Origin of the sequence: Leifsonia tongyongensis (genome assembly GCF_010686705.1) — a bacterium.
In the GTDB taxonomy this organism is placed as follows: Bacteria; Actinomycetota; Actinomycetes; order Actinomycetales; family Microbacteriaceae; genus Diaminobutyricibacter; species Diaminobutyricibacter tongyongensis.
The window spans coordinates 852,452-867,162 of sequence record NZ_JAAGWY010000002.1 but is presented as its reverse complement, the minus strand read 5'-3'; the positions used below and the strand labels follow the sequence as shown (position 1 = coordinate 867,162).

17 protein-coding genes and 2 tRNA genes are annotated in these 14,711 nt (G+C 67.1%); 9 read left to right on the top strand and 10 right to left on the bottom strand.

Features of this window, described 5'->3' with window-relative positions:
- The first annotated feature begins 76 nt into the window (after window positions 1-76).
- Together G3T36_RS12115 and G3T36_RS12110 are read left to right on the top strand one after the other, a co-directional pair.
- On the top strand, window positions 77-757 hold the full coding sequence (locus G3T36_RS12115; RefSeq protein ID WP_205245055.1) for a hypothetical protein: 681 nt from the start codon (window positions 77-79) through the stop codon (window positions 755-757).
- Window positions 754-1,656, top strand: a complete 903-nt coding sequence (locus G3T36_RS12110; protein WP_163290009.1) for a hypothetical protein — start codon at window positions 754-756, stop codon at window positions 1,654-1,656. The genes G3T36_RS12115 and G3T36_RS12110 overlap by 4 nt, the downstream gene beginning before the upstream one ends.
- 30 nt (window positions 1,657-1,686) lie before the next feature.
- On the opposite strand, the gene G3T36_RS12105 is transcribed toward G3T36_RS12110, so the two are convergent.
- Window positions 1,687-1,863 carry a hypothetical protein gene (locus G3T36_RS12105; protein ID WP_163290008.1) on the bottom strand — a complete coding sequence of 59 codons (177 nt, stop codon included), beginning with the start codon at window positions 1,861-1,863 and terminating at the stop codon, window positions 1,687-1,689.
- A gap of 56 nt (window positions 1,864-1,919) precedes the next feature.
- On the bottom strand, window positions 1,920-3,797 hold the full coding sequence (locus G3T36_RS12100) for a DUF2207 family protein (RefSeq protein ID WP_163290007.1): 1,878 nt from the start codon (window positions 3,795-3,797) through the stop codon (window positions 1,920-1,922).
- A gap of 33 nt (window positions 3,798-3,830) precedes the next feature.
- Here G3T36_RS12100 and G3T36_RS12095 point away from each other — a divergent pair, with 33 nt between their 5' ends.
- Window positions 3,831-4,388 (top strand): AAA family ATPase, encoded by a 558-nt coding sequence (locus G3T36_RS12095; RefSeq protein WP_338031561.1) that lies wholly within the window; start codon window positions 3,831-3,833, stop codon window positions 4,386-4,388.
- 38 nt (window positions 4,389-4,426) lie between these two features.
- Here G3T36_RS12095 and G3T36_RS12090 read toward each other — a convergent pair.
- From G3T36_RS12090 to G3T36_RS12080, 3 genes are all read right to left on the bottom strand, one after another.
- Window positions 4,427-4,502: transfer RNA gene (locus G3T36_RS12090), tRNA-His, on the bottom strand.
- Window positions 4,503-4,554: 52 nt separating this feature from the next.
- On the bottom strand, window positions 4,555-5,175 hold the full coding sequence (gene orn, locus G3T36_RS12085) for an oligoribonuclease (protein WP_163290006.1): 621 nt from the start codon (window positions 5,173-5,175) through the stop codon (window positions 4,555-4,557).
- A 9-nt stretch (window positions 5,176-5,184) separates the two neighbouring features.
- Window positions 5,185-6,003, bottom strand: a complete 819-nt coding sequence (locus tag G3T36_RS12080) for an SGNH/GDSL hydrolase family protein (RefSeq protein ID WP_193571079.1) — start codon at window positions 6,001-6,003, stop codon at window positions 5,185-5,187.
- A 140-nt stretch (window positions 6,004-6,143) separates the two neighbouring features.
- Here G3T36_RS12080 and G3T36_RS12075 point away from each other — a divergent pair, with 140 nt between their 5' ends.
- Together G3T36_RS12075 and G3T36_RS12070 are read left to right on the top strand one after the other, a co-directional pair.
- A complete protein-coding gene (locus G3T36_RS12075) occupies window positions 6,144-6,404 on the top strand; it encodes a YbbN family protein (RefSeq protein ID WP_163290004.1) in 261 nt (86 codons plus the stop codon).
- 29 nt (window positions 6,405-6,433) lie between these two features.
- Window positions 6,434-6,506 (top strand) — tRNA-Arg (locus G3T36_RS12070).
- Window positions 6,507-6,600: 94 nt separating this feature from the next.
- Here the strand turns inward: G3T36_RS12070 and G3T36_RS12065 are convergent.
- Together G3T36_RS12065 and G3T36_RS12060 are read right to left on the bottom strand one after the other, a co-directional pair.
- Window positions 6,601-6,972: a TfoX/Sxy family protein gene (locus tag G3T36_RS12065; protein ID WP_163290003.1), complete on the bottom strand. Its 372-nt coding sequence runs from the start codon at window positions 6,970-6,972 to the stop codon at window positions 6,601-6,603.
- A gap of 33 nt (window positions 6,973-7,005) precedes the next feature.
- A complete protein-coding gene (locus G3T36_RS12060) occupies window positions 7,006-8,310 on the bottom strand; it encodes an MFS transporter (protein ID WP_163290321.1) in 1,305 nt (434 codons plus the stop codon).
- Window positions 8,311-8,489: 179 nt separating this feature from the next.
- On the opposite strand from G3T36_RS12060, the gene G3T36_RS12055 reads away from it, so the two are divergent.
- Complete coding sequence (locus G3T36_RS12055; RefSeq protein WP_163290002.1) at window positions 8,490-9,344, top strand: LysR substrate-binding domain-containing protein; 855 nt, start codon at window positions 8,490-8,492, stop codon at window positions 9,342-9,344.
- A 28-nt stretch (window positions 9,345-9,372) separates the two neighbouring features.
- On the opposite strand, the gene G3T36_RS12050 is transcribed toward G3T36_RS12055, so the two are convergent.
- Window positions 9,373-10,593, bottom strand: a complete 1,221-nt coding sequence (locus tag G3T36_RS12050; RefSeq protein WP_163290001.1) for a cation:proton antiporter — start codon at window positions 10,591-10,593, stop codon at window positions 9,373-9,375.
- Between the two features lie 84 nt (window positions 10,594-10,677).
- Between G3T36_RS12050 and nadE the strand changes: the two genes are divergently transcribed.
- Window positions 10,678-11,520 (top strand): NAD(+) synthase, encoded by an 843-nt coding sequence (nadE, locus tag G3T36_RS12045; protein WP_163290000.1) that lies wholly within the window; start codon window positions 10,678-10,680, stop codon window positions 11,518-11,520.
- 15 nt (window positions 11,521-11,535) lie between these two features.
- On the opposite strand, the gene G3T36_RS12040 is transcribed toward nadE, so the two are convergent.
- Both G3T36_RS12040 and G3T36_RS12035 read right to left on the bottom strand, forming a co-directional pair.
- Window positions 11,536-12,228: a hypothetical protein gene (locus G3T36_RS12040; protein ID WP_163289999.1), complete on the bottom strand. Its 693-nt coding sequence runs from the start codon at window positions 12,226-12,228 to the stop codon at window positions 11,536-11,538.
- A gap of 89 nt (window positions 12,229-12,317) precedes the next feature.
- Complete coding sequence (locus G3T36_RS12035; protein ID WP_163289998.1) at window positions 12,318-13,328, bottom strand: aldo/keto reductase; 1,011 nt, start codon at window positions 13,326-13,328, stop codon at window positions 12,318-12,320.
- Between the two features lie 148 nt (window positions 13,329-13,476).
- Between G3T36_RS12035 and G3T36_RS12030 the strand changes: the two genes are divergently transcribed.
- Window positions 13,477-14,115, top strand: coding sequence for a single-stranded DNA-binding protein (locus G3T36_RS12030; protein WP_163289997.1), 639 nt, complete (start codon window positions 13,477-13,479; stop codon window positions 14,113-14,115).
- Window positions 14,116-14,156: 41 nt separating this feature from the next.
- Window positions 14,157-14,678, top strand: coding sequence for a DUF6993 domain-containing protein (locus G3T36_RS12025; protein ID WP_163289996.1), 522 nt, complete (start codon window positions 14,157-14,159; stop codon window positions 14,676-14,678).
- Window positions 14,679-14,711: the final 33 nt, after the last annotated feature.

Here is a 14,711-nt window from a genome sequence, read left to right as displayed (position 1 = left end):
CGACGTCGCTGCGGCGGTTGCCCGCCGCGGCTCGTTGCGGGATACTCAGGTCATCGGTGGCGGGCGCCATGGCGCGGTGTCACCCCTCCAGCCGGAGGCGGTCATGGATGCTTTGCGAAATCGGGGGAGCGCATTCAGCGTGGTCCTCGCGGCGGTCATCGTCTGTGCGGCGAGCCTCGCCGGATGCGTCGGCACTGCACAACCCGAGGTCACTCCCGGCGGCGTGAACACGTCCGCTCCCGAGACGGGGACGACCGCGCCGCAGCCGGACAACCAGTCCCAGGCCGTCTCGGTCCAGCTGGCGCAACTTCCGATCGGCGGGTCACCGAGTGCTCAGGACGACGCCGGCGCCGACACCTGCGTGACGATCAGCTGGGTTGGCCAGCAGGATGCCGCCATTCCGTCCCGGGTCACCGTCACAATCACGGGCGGGTCGTTCAGCACCGACGTCTATGCCCATGCGGACCAGGGATGCTCCAGCGGTCCGGACTGCGTCGGCTTCGTGTTCGAGGCGGGCAACCAGGGCCAGCAGTGCAACCTCGCGATCGCACCGACCGGGTCGCAGGACGCCACCGGCACCGAGCCCGCGGTCAGCCTGACGGGCAACGTCACGTGCCTCGACGGGAAGACCGCCGAATGCGACACGTTCCTCACAGCGGTCCAGAACGATCCCAACGTCAGCATCAGCCTTGATCCGCCGCCCGCAGCCCCGGCAACCGGTTCCGGCGCGACCGGGCCGCGTGGAGCCCTCGTGTGACCGCGGAGGCGCCGAAACAGGCCGACGACGATTCGGCCGGCGCTCCTCAGGTCGAGCGCTGGGTGAACATTCTCGGGAGCGTCATCGCCCCCGCAACCCTCCTCGGCGCGCTGCTCTTCTACTTCGGATACGTCTCGTCGCGGGCCCAGTACGACTATTTCGGCATCGACGTCGACGTGATCGGGCTGACCACGCAGAACTATGTCGCGCGGAGCCCCCAGCCGTTGCTGGTGCCCTTGCTGGTGCTCGCTCTGCTCGGCGCCGCGCTCGTGGCGCTCCATGCGATCATCCGTCGGCGTTCGCAGCGTCCGGGATTCGTGAGCGCGGTCCGGCGGGCGATCATGGTGGGCCTGATCATCCTGGGTGCGGGGATCATCCTCCTGTTCGCGTACCCGCTGCTGTCCGGCTGGCCCTACTACCCGCTGGTGACCCCGCTGGTGCTGGCCATCGGGGGCGCCGTGTCGGCCTACGGACTCGCGACGCTGCGGTTCGTGGCGCGGCGCGACAAGACCGGATCAGGACCCCGGGTCGGCGTGGTGGTGCTGCTCTGGGCGGCGACGGCCGCGTGCGTCTTCTGGGCGACCGCGACGATCGCGCAATGGTCGGGCCTGGGTCTCGCACAGCAGCAGGCACGCCACCTGGACACCCTTCCGAGCGTGATCGTCGACACCCAGGATCGGCTGTTCCTCCCGGCCGAGTCGCATGTCACCGAGATCGCCCTCCCTGACACGGAGAGCCAGAAGTTCCATTACCGGTACACGGGCCTCCGCCTGCTGATCGTCGGCAGCGACCACATGTTCCTCGTACCGAACCGGTGGGACCCGCACGACACGACCCTCGTGCTGCCGGTCGACAGTTCGACGCGGCTGCAGTTCCAGTTCCGCAACCTGGCGCCGTAGGCCGCCGTCTCGGCGACGCTACGCTAGCCGTCAGTCGACGTCGACGGTCCAGATCACCAGACCGGTCGCCGTTCGCCTCGCCGTCTCCAGGTAGGTCGCGGTTCGCCCGTTCTCGTCGGTGAGCTCCGCCTGGAGCACGAATTCCGTGACATCCCAGGTGCGCCCGTCGAACGGTCCGCCTTCCAGTTGTGCGATCGTCACTTCCATAGCTGAACCGTACTCCGCTCCGCACCGGAACGGGATGCCCTGTCGATCAGCCGCTGTCACCAGCCACCACCTCCACCGCCCCCGCCCCCGCCGCCGGAGTACCCGCCCCCGCTGGAACCGCCCCAGCTGCTGCCGGTGCCGGACGAGGGCGGCGGGGTGACAGCGAACGGCGAGCCTTCGTACAGCGAGCTGAACGCGGCGATCTGGAGCGGAAGAAGGGAGGCGTTCATCGTGCCCGCCGTCCACTCGGGTTGCGTGTTGGTCGCCTCATAGGAGTGCGAGAGTTCGCGCATCCACTCCTTCTCCACACCCCAGACGATCGCGTAGGGCAAGAGCTTCTCGTTGAGTTTCACGATCGCCGAGCCGTCCGTCACGTCCACCCGGTCTGCACCCTGGGGGCTCTGCAGCACGCGGAAACGCTCCGCCTCGGCGAGGGTGAGGTAGTCACGGAGGCCGAGCAGGTGATCCCGCACCTCGACGCCTTTCGCGGTCATCAGGTCGGGCACGCGCGCGAGCAGGAAGACCAGCACGGCTATCACGATGACCGCCCAGAACCCGAACGAGATGACGTCGGTGGTGGCATTCTGGGTGGTCGCCCACCAGATGAGAAGAAGCCAGGCGACGACGACGACCACGATGCCCGACGCGAGGATGCGCGGAAGCGCGCTCTTCGCCCGACCGCGAAGGCCGCGCGCATCGACGACGCGTGCCAGCTCGGAGTCGAGGCTCGCCATCCGGTCGCCGAGCGCATGATCGCTCGGGTCGAGCAGCACTTCGGTCCCCGGTTCGTCGGTGACGAAGATGCGGTTCAGGATGGCGCGCTCATCCGGGTCGGCCACGCTCGCTGAGGGCGCCAGCAGCCGCAACCCGAACAGCTGGTCGACGGATGCGCTGGAGTGGTCGATGAGGGCCGCGACCTTGTCGACGGCGAATCCGATGAGCTGCGCAGGGACGGCTCGGTCGCCGCGATTCAGGAACTGCGCCGCCAGCGCCGGGAACATCCCGGGCGGGGGAGCGTACTGCGGGATGATGATGCCGCGCCCCTTCGGCGTGCGCCACACGTACAGCCGGGCGACGACGACCGCTGCGAGGATCGCGACGGCGAGGCCGAGCAGGATCCACGGGAGGACGGCGGCCGGGAAGGATTGCCGCGGGTCCGGTGGGGTGGCGAAGGTTCGGGGCTTGAAGCCGACGGCGATGGTGACGTTCTGCCCGGGTCCCAGGTTCGAGTGGGTGGCGGTGATCACTGTCCCACCGGCGGTCGGGGTCGAAGTGATCGTGCAGCGGTCGGCGCTTCCCAGATCGCCGACGTAACACGCCTGGTCTCCGCTGAGCGCTGTGGTGAGAGTGCTGTCGAGGTGGAGTCGGGCCGTCACGACACCGAACGGCTGGGCCCAGCCGGTTCCGTTGACGTCCCAGTAGAACTCGTCGGCACGAGTGTCAGCGAAATACCGCACGACGTTCTGCTGCGTGTAGGTGATGATGTAGGTCTGCTTGCCATGCACGAACGTCTCGGCAGAGCCGATCCGCAGCTGGGCGAAGCCGTCCTGGTCGGAGCGCTCGAACGGGATGCTGGCGCCCATCGCATCCATTACCGACACGACAGAGAGTTTCAGATCGACGTTCTGGTAGGTCAGCGGGATGGCACGCACGATGCCGTGGTTCTGGTCGGATTGCGGGAACTCGGCCACGAGCGTCTCGACCGTACGAAGATGCGAGACCTTGTCCGCGCTGCGGGTGAGCGTGTAGTCGGCGGTGAACGAGTCGAACGTGAAATCGGAGGTGTCTGCGCGCACTGAGGCGGGTGCTTCCGCGGCGGTGGCCGATGCCGCGGATGCGGATGTCCCGGCTGCCGCGACAGCTCCCACGAGCCCGAGCAGAAGACCGGCGGCCGCGAGGACAGCGACGGACGAGCGGACGCGGTGGCTGGACACTGCTAGAGAGTAGCGCGCTCCGCGCGGATACCGGTGAACGAATGGACATCGGGATACGCTGGCCACGCCATGATCTTCGATTGCCTCTTTCTCAACGGAACAGTCGGTGCGGGCAAGTCCACAACGGCGGACATGGTGAGCAAGCAGGTCAGCCTGAGCGGAGTTCACAACGCGATCGTCGACCTGGACGACATTCGGCGATCCTGGCCGGCACCCGTGGACGATCCGTTCAACCATGAACTGGAGCTCCGGAATCTCGCTGCCATTGTCGCCAACTATCGTGACGTCGGCGCTGAGCGGATTATTCTCGCGGGTGTGGTGGAGCAGCGTTCGGAACTCCCGAGATATCGGGCGGCCCTGCACAGCGAGCGGATGTTCGTCGCGCGTCTTGTCGCTGATCCCGACATCCTGGTGGCACGGCTTCTGGCACGCCATGCAGCGGACGCGGAAGCCCTCGGGTGGAACCTGAACCGCGCGGGCCAATTGGCGCGCATCCTCGAGAGCGCGGGCTGCGATGACGATGTCTTCGACACGACTGGCGACAGTCCAGCCGAAGTTGCCGCCGCAATTCGAACAGCTGTGGGCTGGTAGCGAGCGATGCAGTCCACTTCGTGACTTGCGCAATCAATTGGGGTGAGTAACGGGGCTTGAACCCGCGACCTCCTGGACCACAACCAGGCGCTCTACCAGCTGAGCTATACCCACCATGCGACCTGCCCGGCACTGCTGTGTCGAGCGAGGCAACTAGGAGATTCTATTACATCCGCGGCGCCCATTTTTCCACTACGCTCGCGGCGACCGCCTGCGTCTCGTCGGTGGTGGGTCCGGGCTCGCCCACGAAAGCGGCTGAACGGTAGTAGTCGAGCTCGCGGATCGACTCCAGAATGTCGGCGAGCGCGCGGTGGCCTCCGTTCTTCGCCGGTGCGTTGAAGTACACCCGCGGGAACCAGCGTCGCGCCAGTTCTTTGATCGACGACACGTCGACGTTGCGGTAATGCAGGTGGTTGTCGAGCCGGGGCATGAACTTGGCGATGAACGACCGGTCGGTGCCGATCGTGTTGCCGGCGAGCGGTGCGGTGCGGGCGCCCGGCGCGAACTTCAGCACGTACTCGAGGACCTCGTACTCGGCTTCGGCGAGACTCACGCCGTTCGGGATCTCCTCGATCAGCCCCGAGGTCGTGTGCATCTCGCGGACGAACTCGCTCATGTTCGCCAGGGCCGACGCATCCGGCTTGATCACGATGTTGAGCCCGGGATCGAGCACGTTCAGGTCGAAGTCGGTGATGACCACCGCGATCTCGACCAGCTCGTCGACCTCGAGGTCGAGCCCGGTCATTTCGCAGTCGATCCAGACCAGTCGATCCGAGGAAGTAGGCATGCCGAAAGTCTACTGTGGGGCTCCGACGCGGCTGGGGACAGGCAGCTTGGGGCTCAGCCCGTCGCCGGCGGAGACACCTCTCAGCCGCCTGCCGGCCCACGGGATGGCGTACAAGCGCAACCAGGTGCGCAACGGAAGGGTGACCGGCGGCGTGGTCTGCGCATCCGCTGCGGTGACCGTGCGTGCAGCGATCTCGGCGTAGGGGATGCCCAGGACGTGGGCGGCGCGGGCAGCGAGCAGCCGGTGCCCCAGCGTGCTCAGGTGCACGCGGTCGGCGGCCCACATCGACGTCTGCTGGAACTCGCGGATGCCCCACACGTCGAGCACGGTCGCCCCGTTCGCGCGTGCGATGCTCCAGATGTCCGCGTTGAACACTGCCGCACGTCCCCGGAACGGCTTCAGGAAGAATGCGAACTGCGGATCGAAACAGTTCGCGAGCAGCACGTTCGCGCCTGTCGAGCGCAGGCGGCGGATGCCCGTCTCGAGCCGGGTGGCGAGCGCATCCGGATCCGCCTTCGGGCTCATCAGATCGTTGCCGCCGATCATCACCGAGACGAGGTCGGCGTGGAGTCCGATCGCTCGCGGGATCTGGTCGTCGACGACATGCGCGATCCGCCGCCCCCGCACGGCGAGGTTGGCGAACTCGAACGACGTGCGGCCCAGCCGGGCATGGCCGTCCAGGATGACGGCGAGGCGGTCGGCCCATCCGAGCCATTCGACTCCGGGTGCGGGGCCCGTCTTCGCCGGCGCAGGATCGCAGAAGCCCTCGGTGATCGAATCACCCAGGGCGACGTACCTGGTCCACGTGGAGCCGCTCACGGAACACATTCTCATTCCGCACGGGCGCGCGCAGGGGCGCGAACGTCGCTCACCGTGCAGTCGTCTCCCGTTGTTCGTCCGCCGTACACTGAACGTGGAAAGCGCGACACCGTCGGTTTGCCTGCGCGTCACATGCCGGGAGGGATTCGATGGAACTCAGGCTCTACACATCCGCCTTCTGCGAGCCGTGCATGCAGACGAGAGCGGTGCTCGCCGAGGCGGAACGTCTGGTTCCGGATGCGCGCGTCACCGAGCTGGACGTCGCACGCAACATCGACGCGGCGGAGGCCGAGGGCATCCGGTTCACCCCCACCGTGATCGTGAGCGACGCCGACGGGGTCGAGGTCTTCCGTGCCGAGGGAGTGCCGACGCTGGCGCAGGTGCTGGTGGCGGCTGCGAAGGCGATCTGACCGATCCGGTATCGTTGAGGCGGTTGTGCGCCCCCGTAGCTCAGCGGATAGAGCAGGAGCCTTCTAATCTCTTGGTCGCAGGTTCGATTCCTGCCGGGGGCACGTCTTCCTCGCGATTGGTTGCCACATAATCCGCTTCGCGGGCGCTTTGTTCGCGATTTCTTGGCAACCAATCGCATGACCGGATGCCCGATCCCTAACCGCCAGCCTTCTTACGCGTCGTGGGCTTCGGCTTGAGGCCGCTCACGTAGGTGTAGCTCGCTTCGAACCACGGCGTGAGCTGCTCCGTGTCGGCGAGGAGCCACGGCGGAACATCCGCGTACTCCTTCTGCACCACGCCGTACGCGCTCGTGAGCGACGTCTCGTATTTCGCCAGGAACTCCTCGCGCGCCGCGGACGGAAGCCGCAGCGCGAGAACGCCCTCCTTGCTCAGGTAGCTGAACATATTGCCGTTGACCGACGTGTACGGCACGGTCGCGCCCTTGCGCGGCACCCCCGGGATCGTGGCGACCAGCCGTTCGTACTGTTCGAGGATCTCGGCCGGTATCGGAGATGACGCCTTCGCCATGCCTCCATTGTGCGCGCACTCGCGTGGGCAGTGTCAGAGTTGCTCGACGCTCTTGCCGGCGCGGGTGACGATCGTGACCTGCGGTCGGACACCGCGGAGGCTGAACCGCAGGCGCAGGTGCGCGCGACGGGCGATCAGGGATGCGATCACCACCGCCGCGAGAGCGGGCACGAGACCCGAGATCAGCATCGCGGTGTGCGGCCCGAACTGTTCGACGACCCAGCCCATCAGCGGTCCGCCGATCGCCTGGCCACCGAGCAGCACGAGGATGTACAGCGAGATGACCCGGCCGCGGATCTGCACGTTCGACGACATCTGGACGAGCGAGTTCGCTCCGGTGATGAACAGGAGGTTCGCGACCCCGATGCCGACGAGCATCACGGAGAATGCGATCTCGTTCGGTGCGAGGCCCGCGATCGCCTGCACGACACCGAGCAGAACCGCCGTCCCGACCACCATCGACAGCCGGATGCTCGTGCGCCGTGTGGAGGCGATCGCACCGGTCAGCGCGCCGGCCGCGACGAGGGCGTTGAAGAATCCGTAGCCTTTGGCGCCCACATCGAAGACGTTGTTGGCGTAGGCGGCGAGGAACACGGGCATGTTGAACGCGAAGACGGCGAGCACCGCGACCATGATCACGGTCCAGAAGATGACCGGCTTGCTGCGCACGTAGCGCATGCCCTCGGCGAGCTGCCCCTTGCCGCGTGGCGCTGCCGGGCTCGCGTGGAGTTGCGACGTGTTCAGGGAGAACAGCGCCGCGACGACGGTGAGGCACGCCACGGCGTTGATCGCGAACGACCATCCCGCACCGACCGCGGTGATCAGGATGCCGCCGACCGCCGGCCCAATCAGGCCGCCCAGCTGGAAGATCGACGAGTTGAGGCTGATCGCGTTGCGCAGGTAGTGCGGACCGACGAGTTCGTTGACGAACACCTGCCGGGCCGGATTGTCGATGACGGTCACGAGCCCGAGTGCGAACGAGATCACGTAGACGTGCCAGACCTGGATCGAGCCGGTCAGGGTGAGCGTTGCGAGGATGGCCGCCAGCACCGCGGCGGACGACTGGCTGAGAATGAGCAGGCGCTGCTTCGGGTAGCGGTCGGCGATGACGCCGCCCCAGAGTCCCAGCACGAGCATCGGCGTGAACTGCATGGCGACGGTGACGCCGACGGCGGCCACACTGCCCGAAAGCTGGAGGACGAGCCAGTCCATCGCGATCCGCTGCATCCACACAGCCGTGTTGGCGACGAGGTTGGACGCCGCGAACTTGCGGTAGTTCGGCACCCGGAGTGAGACGAGCGTCTCCCGCCACGGCGGGCGCTCGCTCAGGATGGGCATGGGTCCGGTGGGCGGCGCTGCTGTGGTGTGCGGGGGAGTCACGGGCGTTCCTGCGAGTTGAGTGTCGGATGCGGTTTCGTATGGTTGTCGCGGAGACTCTTCGACGCTACGCCCCGGCCGCCCATTCCAAGGCTAAATTGAACCTATAACTCCCATTGGATTATCGAATGGATGCGCCCATGTTCGACCCCGTCCTCCTGCAGACCTTCCTCGCCGTCGCCGAGACACGCAGTTTCACCCGGGCGGCCGCTCGCCTCGGCATCAGCCAGCCCACGGTGAGCCAGCAGGTACGCCGGCTCGAGCAGGCGGCAAAACGCCAGCTCGTCGCCCGCGACACCCGCGAAGTGCGCCTCACCGACAACGGCGACGCGATGGCCGGTTTCGCACGAACGATCCTCGCCGCCCACGCCGAAGCCACCAGCTATTTCAGTGGGTCGGCGATGCGCGGGCGCCTCCGCTTCGGGGCGGCCGACGATCTCGCGATCACGCAGCTGCCGCGCATCCTGAGGCATTTCCGCCAGCAGCATCCGCAGATCAACCTCGAGTTGACGGTCGACCAGAGCGGGCCGCTGCACCGCAAGCTGAAGTCGGGGCACCTCGACCTCATCTTCATCAAGCAGAACCCGGGCACGACTGAGGGCACGGTCGTCGCGACGGATGCGCTGGTCTGGGTCGGCCAGGAGAAGACCCTGATCGACCCGGAGCAGCCGCTTCCCCTGATCGCCTACCAAGGGCCGAGCATCAGCCGGCAGATCGCGATCGATGCGCTCGAGGCGGCCGGTCGCACCTGGCGGATCACCTGCAATACGCGCGAGGTCAACGGTGTTCTGGCGGCGGTCCGCGCCGGCATCGGCGTGGCCGTCTTCCCGCAGACGCTCATCCCTTCTGATCTCGTCAAGGTGACCAACCGTTTCGGCCTGCCCGAGCTGGGGCAGGTCGACTTCACCCTGTTGTCGAATCCGCTGGCTGCGCGTGAACCGGTGGATGCGCTGACCGCTGCGATCCTCGGACGAACGCTGACGCGGACTCCGTAACGCTCAGCCCGCAACTCGCGCCTGCGGCTCAGCCTTCGGTCGGGATGTGGATGTCGGAGTCGGGTGGGCGGATCCCTCCATCGGCCGACCGCCGGCGCTGGCCGAGCGCGAGGAGCGGGAACAGCAGTACCGAGAGCATCCCGGCTCCCACCAGCGCGGTGGCCGTCCCCGCCGTGAGATCGTGCTCCTTGAGCCCGATGTTCGTGACCGCGACGATGATCGGGAGCGCTGTCGCACTGAACAGGACCATGGCGCGGCGGTCCGCCCAGGTCGATCCGACGGGCAGAGCGAGGGTGCCGGGGATTCCCCGCACGATCAGGAACAGCACGAGGAAGATCGGCAGCAGCAGGAGCGCCCGCGGGTCGGTGATGAGCGATGTCAGGTTGAACGTGATCCCGGTGTTGATGAAGAAGATCGGTACGAAGAAGCCGAACGCGACCGCTTCGAGCTTGCTTTCGACGAGTTTCGCATCCGCTTCATTAGCCCCCCGCAGGAGGATCCTGCAGATCACGCCCGCAGTGAAGGCGCCCAGCAGCATGTCGAGTCCGAGTGCGATGCTGAGCCCGACGAGAGCCGCGATCACCAGGACGACGAAACGTACGGCGAACTGGCCGCTCGTGTGGAGCGTCGCCGTGACGAGCCGGTGGAACGTCGCGTGCGTACCTCGCGACGCCAGGAAGATCGCCAGCGCAGCGACCACGGCGAACCCGACCAGCACGAGTGTGGCGACACCGGGCCGCCGACCGCTCAGGAAGAGCGAGATGGCGATGAGCGGGCCGAATTCACCGGCCGCTCCGACGGCTGTCACGGCCCGGCCGAACGGTGTCGACAGTTCGCCCGCGTCGCGCAGTACCGGCATGAGCGTGCCGAGCGCGGTCGAACACAGGGCCACACCGACGAAGACGCCGGCCGCGATCGTCGGTGCGAACAGGATGCCGATGAGGACGCCAGCGGCGAGGGAGATGAGCCAGCCGAGTCCTGCGCGGCTCAACGGGCGGCCTTTGATCGCAGAGAAGTCGATCTCGTTTCCGGCCATGAAGAAGAGGAATGCGAGGCCGAAATTGGCCAGTGCATCCACGAACTGACTGTGCGGCACCCAGCCGAGAACGCTCGGCCCGACGATGAGCCCCAGCACGATCTCGAACACCACGAGGGGGATCTTCGCGACGCGACCGATCAGGTTCGCCAGGAGCGGGGCCGCAGCTGCCAGAAGCGGCACGATCATGAGCGCGTTCAGTGAGTCGACCATGACCGCGATGCTATTGCCGCCCCGCAGCGGCGTCTACGCTGCGGTGTTCACACGACCGAAACGCGCCAGTACTACTCTGCTGCTATGCGTGACCTCCAGGCTCTCATCATCGAAGAACTCAACGTCAGCCCCGCGATCGATCCCGCGGCCCAGGTCGAAGAACGGGTCGGCTTCCTCGTCGACTACCTGAAGTCGACCGGCGCGTCCGGGTTCGTCCTCGGCATCAGCGGCGGTCAGGATTCCTCGCTCGCGGGACGGCTCAGCCAACTCGCGGTCGAGCGTCTCGCCGACGAGGGCGTCGAAGCCGAGTTCATCGCTATGCGCCTTCCGTATTCTGTGCAGCATGACGAAGAGGACGCCCAGCTTGCCCTCGGCTTCATCAAGCCGCAGCGGACCGTTACTTTCAACATCCAGCGCGGTGTCGACGGCTTCGAGGCGGAGTTCCCGGATGCCGTGAGCGAGCCCATGACGGATTTCACCAAAGGCAACGCGAAGGCTCGCGCACGCATGATCGCGCAGTACGCCATCGCAGGGCAGCGTCGCCTCCTCGTGGTCGGAACCGACCACGCAGCGGAGGCTGTGACGGGGTTCTTCACCAAGTACGGTGATGGCGGAACCGACGTCCTGCCGCTCACGGGGCTCACCAAGCGGCAGGGCCGAGCTCTCCTCGAGTACCTCGAGGCGCCATCGCGGCTCTACCTCAAGGCGCCGACCGCCGACCTGCTCGACCATCGGCCGGGCCAGACCGACGAAGAGAACCTCGGACTGACCTATGCGGACATCGACGACTTCCTCGAAGGCAAAGACGTGGCCGAGGAGGTCGCGATCGCGATCGAGAACCGCTACCTGGCGACCGAGCACAAGCGCCGCGTGCCCGTGAGCATGTTCGACGACTGGTGGCACGAGCGCGGCGGCTACTCGAAGTAGCCGCCCCGTTCGTAGCTAGCCGACCGGCGTGTAGCGCTGGGTCGGGGCGGTGTCCGTACGCTCCTCGGCGGTCGCTGCAGTGGATGCCGCGACAGGCTCGCTGCGGAGTGCGGGCTCCGGCACCTGCGCGGCCTGCGTGCCCGCATACTGTTCGTGGTGCTGCTGGGCGACCCACGCATCCTGCTGCGCGAGCAGGGCACGTTCGCTGTCCGAGTTCTCGAACCGCCAGCGCTCGAGGTCGCTCTGGAAGATACGACGTGCGCGCGACGGGTTGTTCTGCCACTCGATGAGCCGGTCGCGGAACTCGGCGATGGCCGGGTCGAGCTGGTAGCCGAATGTCGCGGAGCTCCGCTTGAGCTCGGCGAGCTGGTGCCCAGCCCAGTTGGCCGCGATGCCCGCGCCCTTGATGGGCAGCAGACGGACCAGGATGTCGGCCTGGCCGACGGCGCGGTCTGAGAGGACTTGCTCGCCAGGGGTCAGGGAATTCCAGACGGATGCCTCGGTCGCCGCATCGACGAGGGCAGCGATGGCCGACGCCTTCTGCTGGCGGTCCGTGCGGGAGAGCAGGCCTTTGATCGCCCCGCGGGCGATCCAGGCTGCCAGCAACCCGGAGATGATCACGGCGACTGCGAGCACCACCGCGTTGAAGATCGCCGGGCTTGCGCTGGGCGAGAGAAGCCAGTCTACGAAGTCATTCCACCACTGCATGATCGGATGGTACCCGTGCGAATCCCTAACGCCCGGATGCACGCGCGCAGTGTCGCAGACTGGCCGGCGATCTTCATCCGCCGCCTTCTCTACGAGGCGTGATCGGTGCCGTGCACGGCGTACGGCTCGATCGCGTCGATCTCGTCGGCCGTGAGCGGCGGAGCGTCGAGGGCGGCGACGTTCTGTTCGAGCTGGACGACACTCGACGCACCGATGAGCGCACTCGTGATCTGGGGTTGGCGCAGCACCCAGCTCAGGGCGAGCTGGGCGAGGGTCTGACCGCGGCCTGCCGCGATCTCATTCAGTGCGCGTGCGCGCTCCAGGTAGAGCGGGCTCAGCTGGTCTCCCGAGAGGAACCGGCTTGTCGCCGCCCGGGAATCGCTCGGCACCTGCCCGTCGAGATAGCGGTCGGTGAGCATCCCCTGCGCAAGCGGCGAGTAGACGATGCTTCCGATGCCGAGTTCGTCGAGCACCGGGAACAGTCCGTCCTCGATGTGGCGGTCGAACATGGAGTAGCGGGGCTGGTGGATCAGCAGCGGAACCTTGTGCTCTGCCAAGGCGGCGGCCGCGGCGACCGTCTGCTCCGGGTCGTAGTTGGAGATGCCGACGTAGAGGGCTTTGCCCTGCCGAACCGCGGTCGCGAGCGCGCCCATGGTCTCTTCGATCGGCGTCTCCGGGTCGGGGCGGTGCGAGTAGAAGATGTCGACGTAGTCGAGGCCGAGCCGACCGAGGCTCTGGTCAAGGGAGGACAGCAGGGTCTTGCGCGATCCCCACTCGCCGTAGGGTCCCGCCCACATGTCGTAGCCGGCCTTGGTCGAGATGATGAGCTCGTCCCGGAAGGGGCGGAGGTCTTCGGCGAAGATCCGGCCGAAGTTGGTCTCGGCGCTCCCCGGGGGCGGACCGTAGTTGTTCGCGAGGTCGAAGTGGGTGATGCCGAGGTCGAACGCGCGTCGCACGATCGCACGCTGGGTATCGATCGGGCGCGCGTGCCCGAAGTTCTGCCAGAGCCCGAGCGAGAGGGCGGGGAGTTTCAGCCCGCTCCGTCCGGTGCGGTTGTAGGTCATCGAGTCGTAGCGATCCGCGGATGGGGCGTAGGTCATGACCTCATCGTAGGAGACCAGTCCTTCACAATCCTGGCCGTCGTTGAGTTATCCACGGGTTCAGAGTCTTCGGTCGACCCAGCGGGTGCGCCCGTCGAGACTCGAACGGAGACGCCGAACCGGCGCTCAGAATTCGAGGAGGCATCCGATGAACGATTCTCTGTCCACCCGCGGCCTGGTGGCCACCGTGCCCAACCACATCGTCACGAGCGAAGGGCTGCCGATCACGAGCTTCCGGCTCGCAGCCGCCCAGCGCAAGTTCAACCGATCGACCCAGTCGTGGGAGACGAGCGACACCAACTGGTACACCGTGACCGCGTTCCGCCAGCTCGCGCTCAATATCGCGGCCTGCGTCGCGAAAGGCGACCGAATCGTCGTCTCGGGCCGGTTGTCGATCCGGGACTGGGAGAGCGGGGAACGCAGCGGAACGGTCGTGGAGATCGATGCGGATGCGGTGGGCCACGACCTGACCTGGGGCACGTCGACCTACTCCCGCACGCTGAAGCGCTCGGAGCCTGCCGAGTCGCAGCCCGCGGCGGGGTCGACCGATGCGATCACGCAGACGGCATGGGGTGAGGCGGACCAGCCCGCGCCGCCTGGAGGGCTCCTCACAGCGTCGGAGGAATTGCGGTCGGATGAGGACACCGATTCGGACACCGGGGCCGACTCCGGTTCGGACACCGGGGCCGACTCCGGCGCAGCCGCGGCGGCGGATGAGGATGCGTCTCTCGTGCTTTCCCTGGACGACGCCGAAGCGCTCACCGTCGGCTCAGGGAGCGCACCCTAGACTCACGAAGAAGGTTCGGGCCGATGCATGAAGGAGGCGCAATGCGGGCAGTCCGTGATGTGCCCCGACGGAGCCGGCCCGGTCGTGTGCTCGCCGGCGCAGCGGGTCTCCTGGTGGCGGTCACGGGGCTCGCCGCGTGCATGTCGCCCCCGCCGCCACCGCCGAAGTCGTCCCCCGTGTCGTCCTCGGCACCGTCTTCGTCGGCGTCCACGACGCCCTCACCCAGCGCGCTCGCGCTCGACCCGACCGGTACCGCGGCCGACAACAAGGCCTTCTTCGATGACGTCAACCGCGCTGTGCTGGCGAGGAACCCTGCTGCTGTGGGGCGCGATTTCATTGACGCGCTGGTCGCGGCCGGCTTCCACAAAGCCGACATGCAGCTCACGGTCGACACGACGACGATCGGGCTCAAGGCCAATTCGATCCAGTTCTCCGTCCGCTTCAACGGCGGCTGCCTGATCGGCCAGAACGGCGACGGGAGCGGCGGCTACCAGAGCGCCGTGACCCCCGTGCTCGCGACCGGGAACTGCCTCGTCGGCGACACCCGCCCCATCGACTGGTAGCCCGACTCGGCGCAAGGTGGGCCTGTGGGCCCA

Coding starts and splice junctions, on each gene's coding strand:
- G3T36_RS12105 (WP_163290008.1), bottom strand. CDS start 1,863: ATGGAAGTGACGATCGCACAACTGGAAGGCGGACCGTTCGACGGGCGC.
- orn (WP_163290006.1), bottom strand. CDS start 5,175: ATGCCTACTTCCTCGGATCGACTGGTCTGGATCGACTGCGAAATGACC.
- G3T36_RS12080 (WP_193571079.1), bottom strand. CDS start 6,003: ATGTGTTCCGTGAGCGGCTCCACGTGGACCAGGTACGTCGCCCTGGGT.
- G3T36_RS12075 (WP_163290004.1), top strand. CDS start 6,144: ATGGAACTCAGGCTCTACACATCCGCCTTCTGCGAGCCGTGCATGCAG.
- G3T36_RS12065 (WP_163290003.1), bottom strand. CDS start 6,972: ATGGCGAAGGCGTCATCTCCGATACCGGCCGAGATCCTCGAACAGTAC.
- G3T36_RS12060 (WP_163290321.1), bottom strand. CDS start 8,310: ATGCCCATCCTGAGCGAGCGCCCGCCGTGGCGGGAGACGCTCGTCTCA.
- G3T36_RS12055 (WP_163290002.1), top strand. CDS start 8,490: ATGTTCGACCCCGTCCTCCTGCAGACCTTCCTCGCCGTCGCCGAGACA.
- G3T36_RS12050 (WP_163290001.1), bottom strand. CDS start 10,593: ATGGTCGACTCACTGAACGCGCTCATGATCGTGCCGCTTCTGGCAGCT.
- nadE (WP_163290000.1), top strand. CDS start 10,678: ATGCGTGACCTCCAGGCTCTCATCATCGAAGAACTCAACGTCAGCCCC.
- G3T36_RS12040 (WP_163289999.1), bottom strand. CDS start 12,228: ATGCAGTGGTGGAATGACTTCGTAGACTGGCTTCTCTCGCCCAGCGCA.
- G3T36_RS12035 (WP_163289998.1), bottom strand. CDS start 13,328: ATGACCTACGCCCCATCCGCGGATCGCTACGACTCGATGACCTACAAC.
- G3T36_RS12030 (WP_163289997.1), top strand. CDS start 13,477: ATGAACGATTCTCTGTCCACCCGCGGCCTGGTGGCCACCGTGCCCAAC.
- G3T36_RS12025 (WP_163289996.1), top strand. CDS start 14,157: ATGCGGGCAGTCCGTGATGTGCCCCGACGGAGCCGGCCCGGTCGTGTG.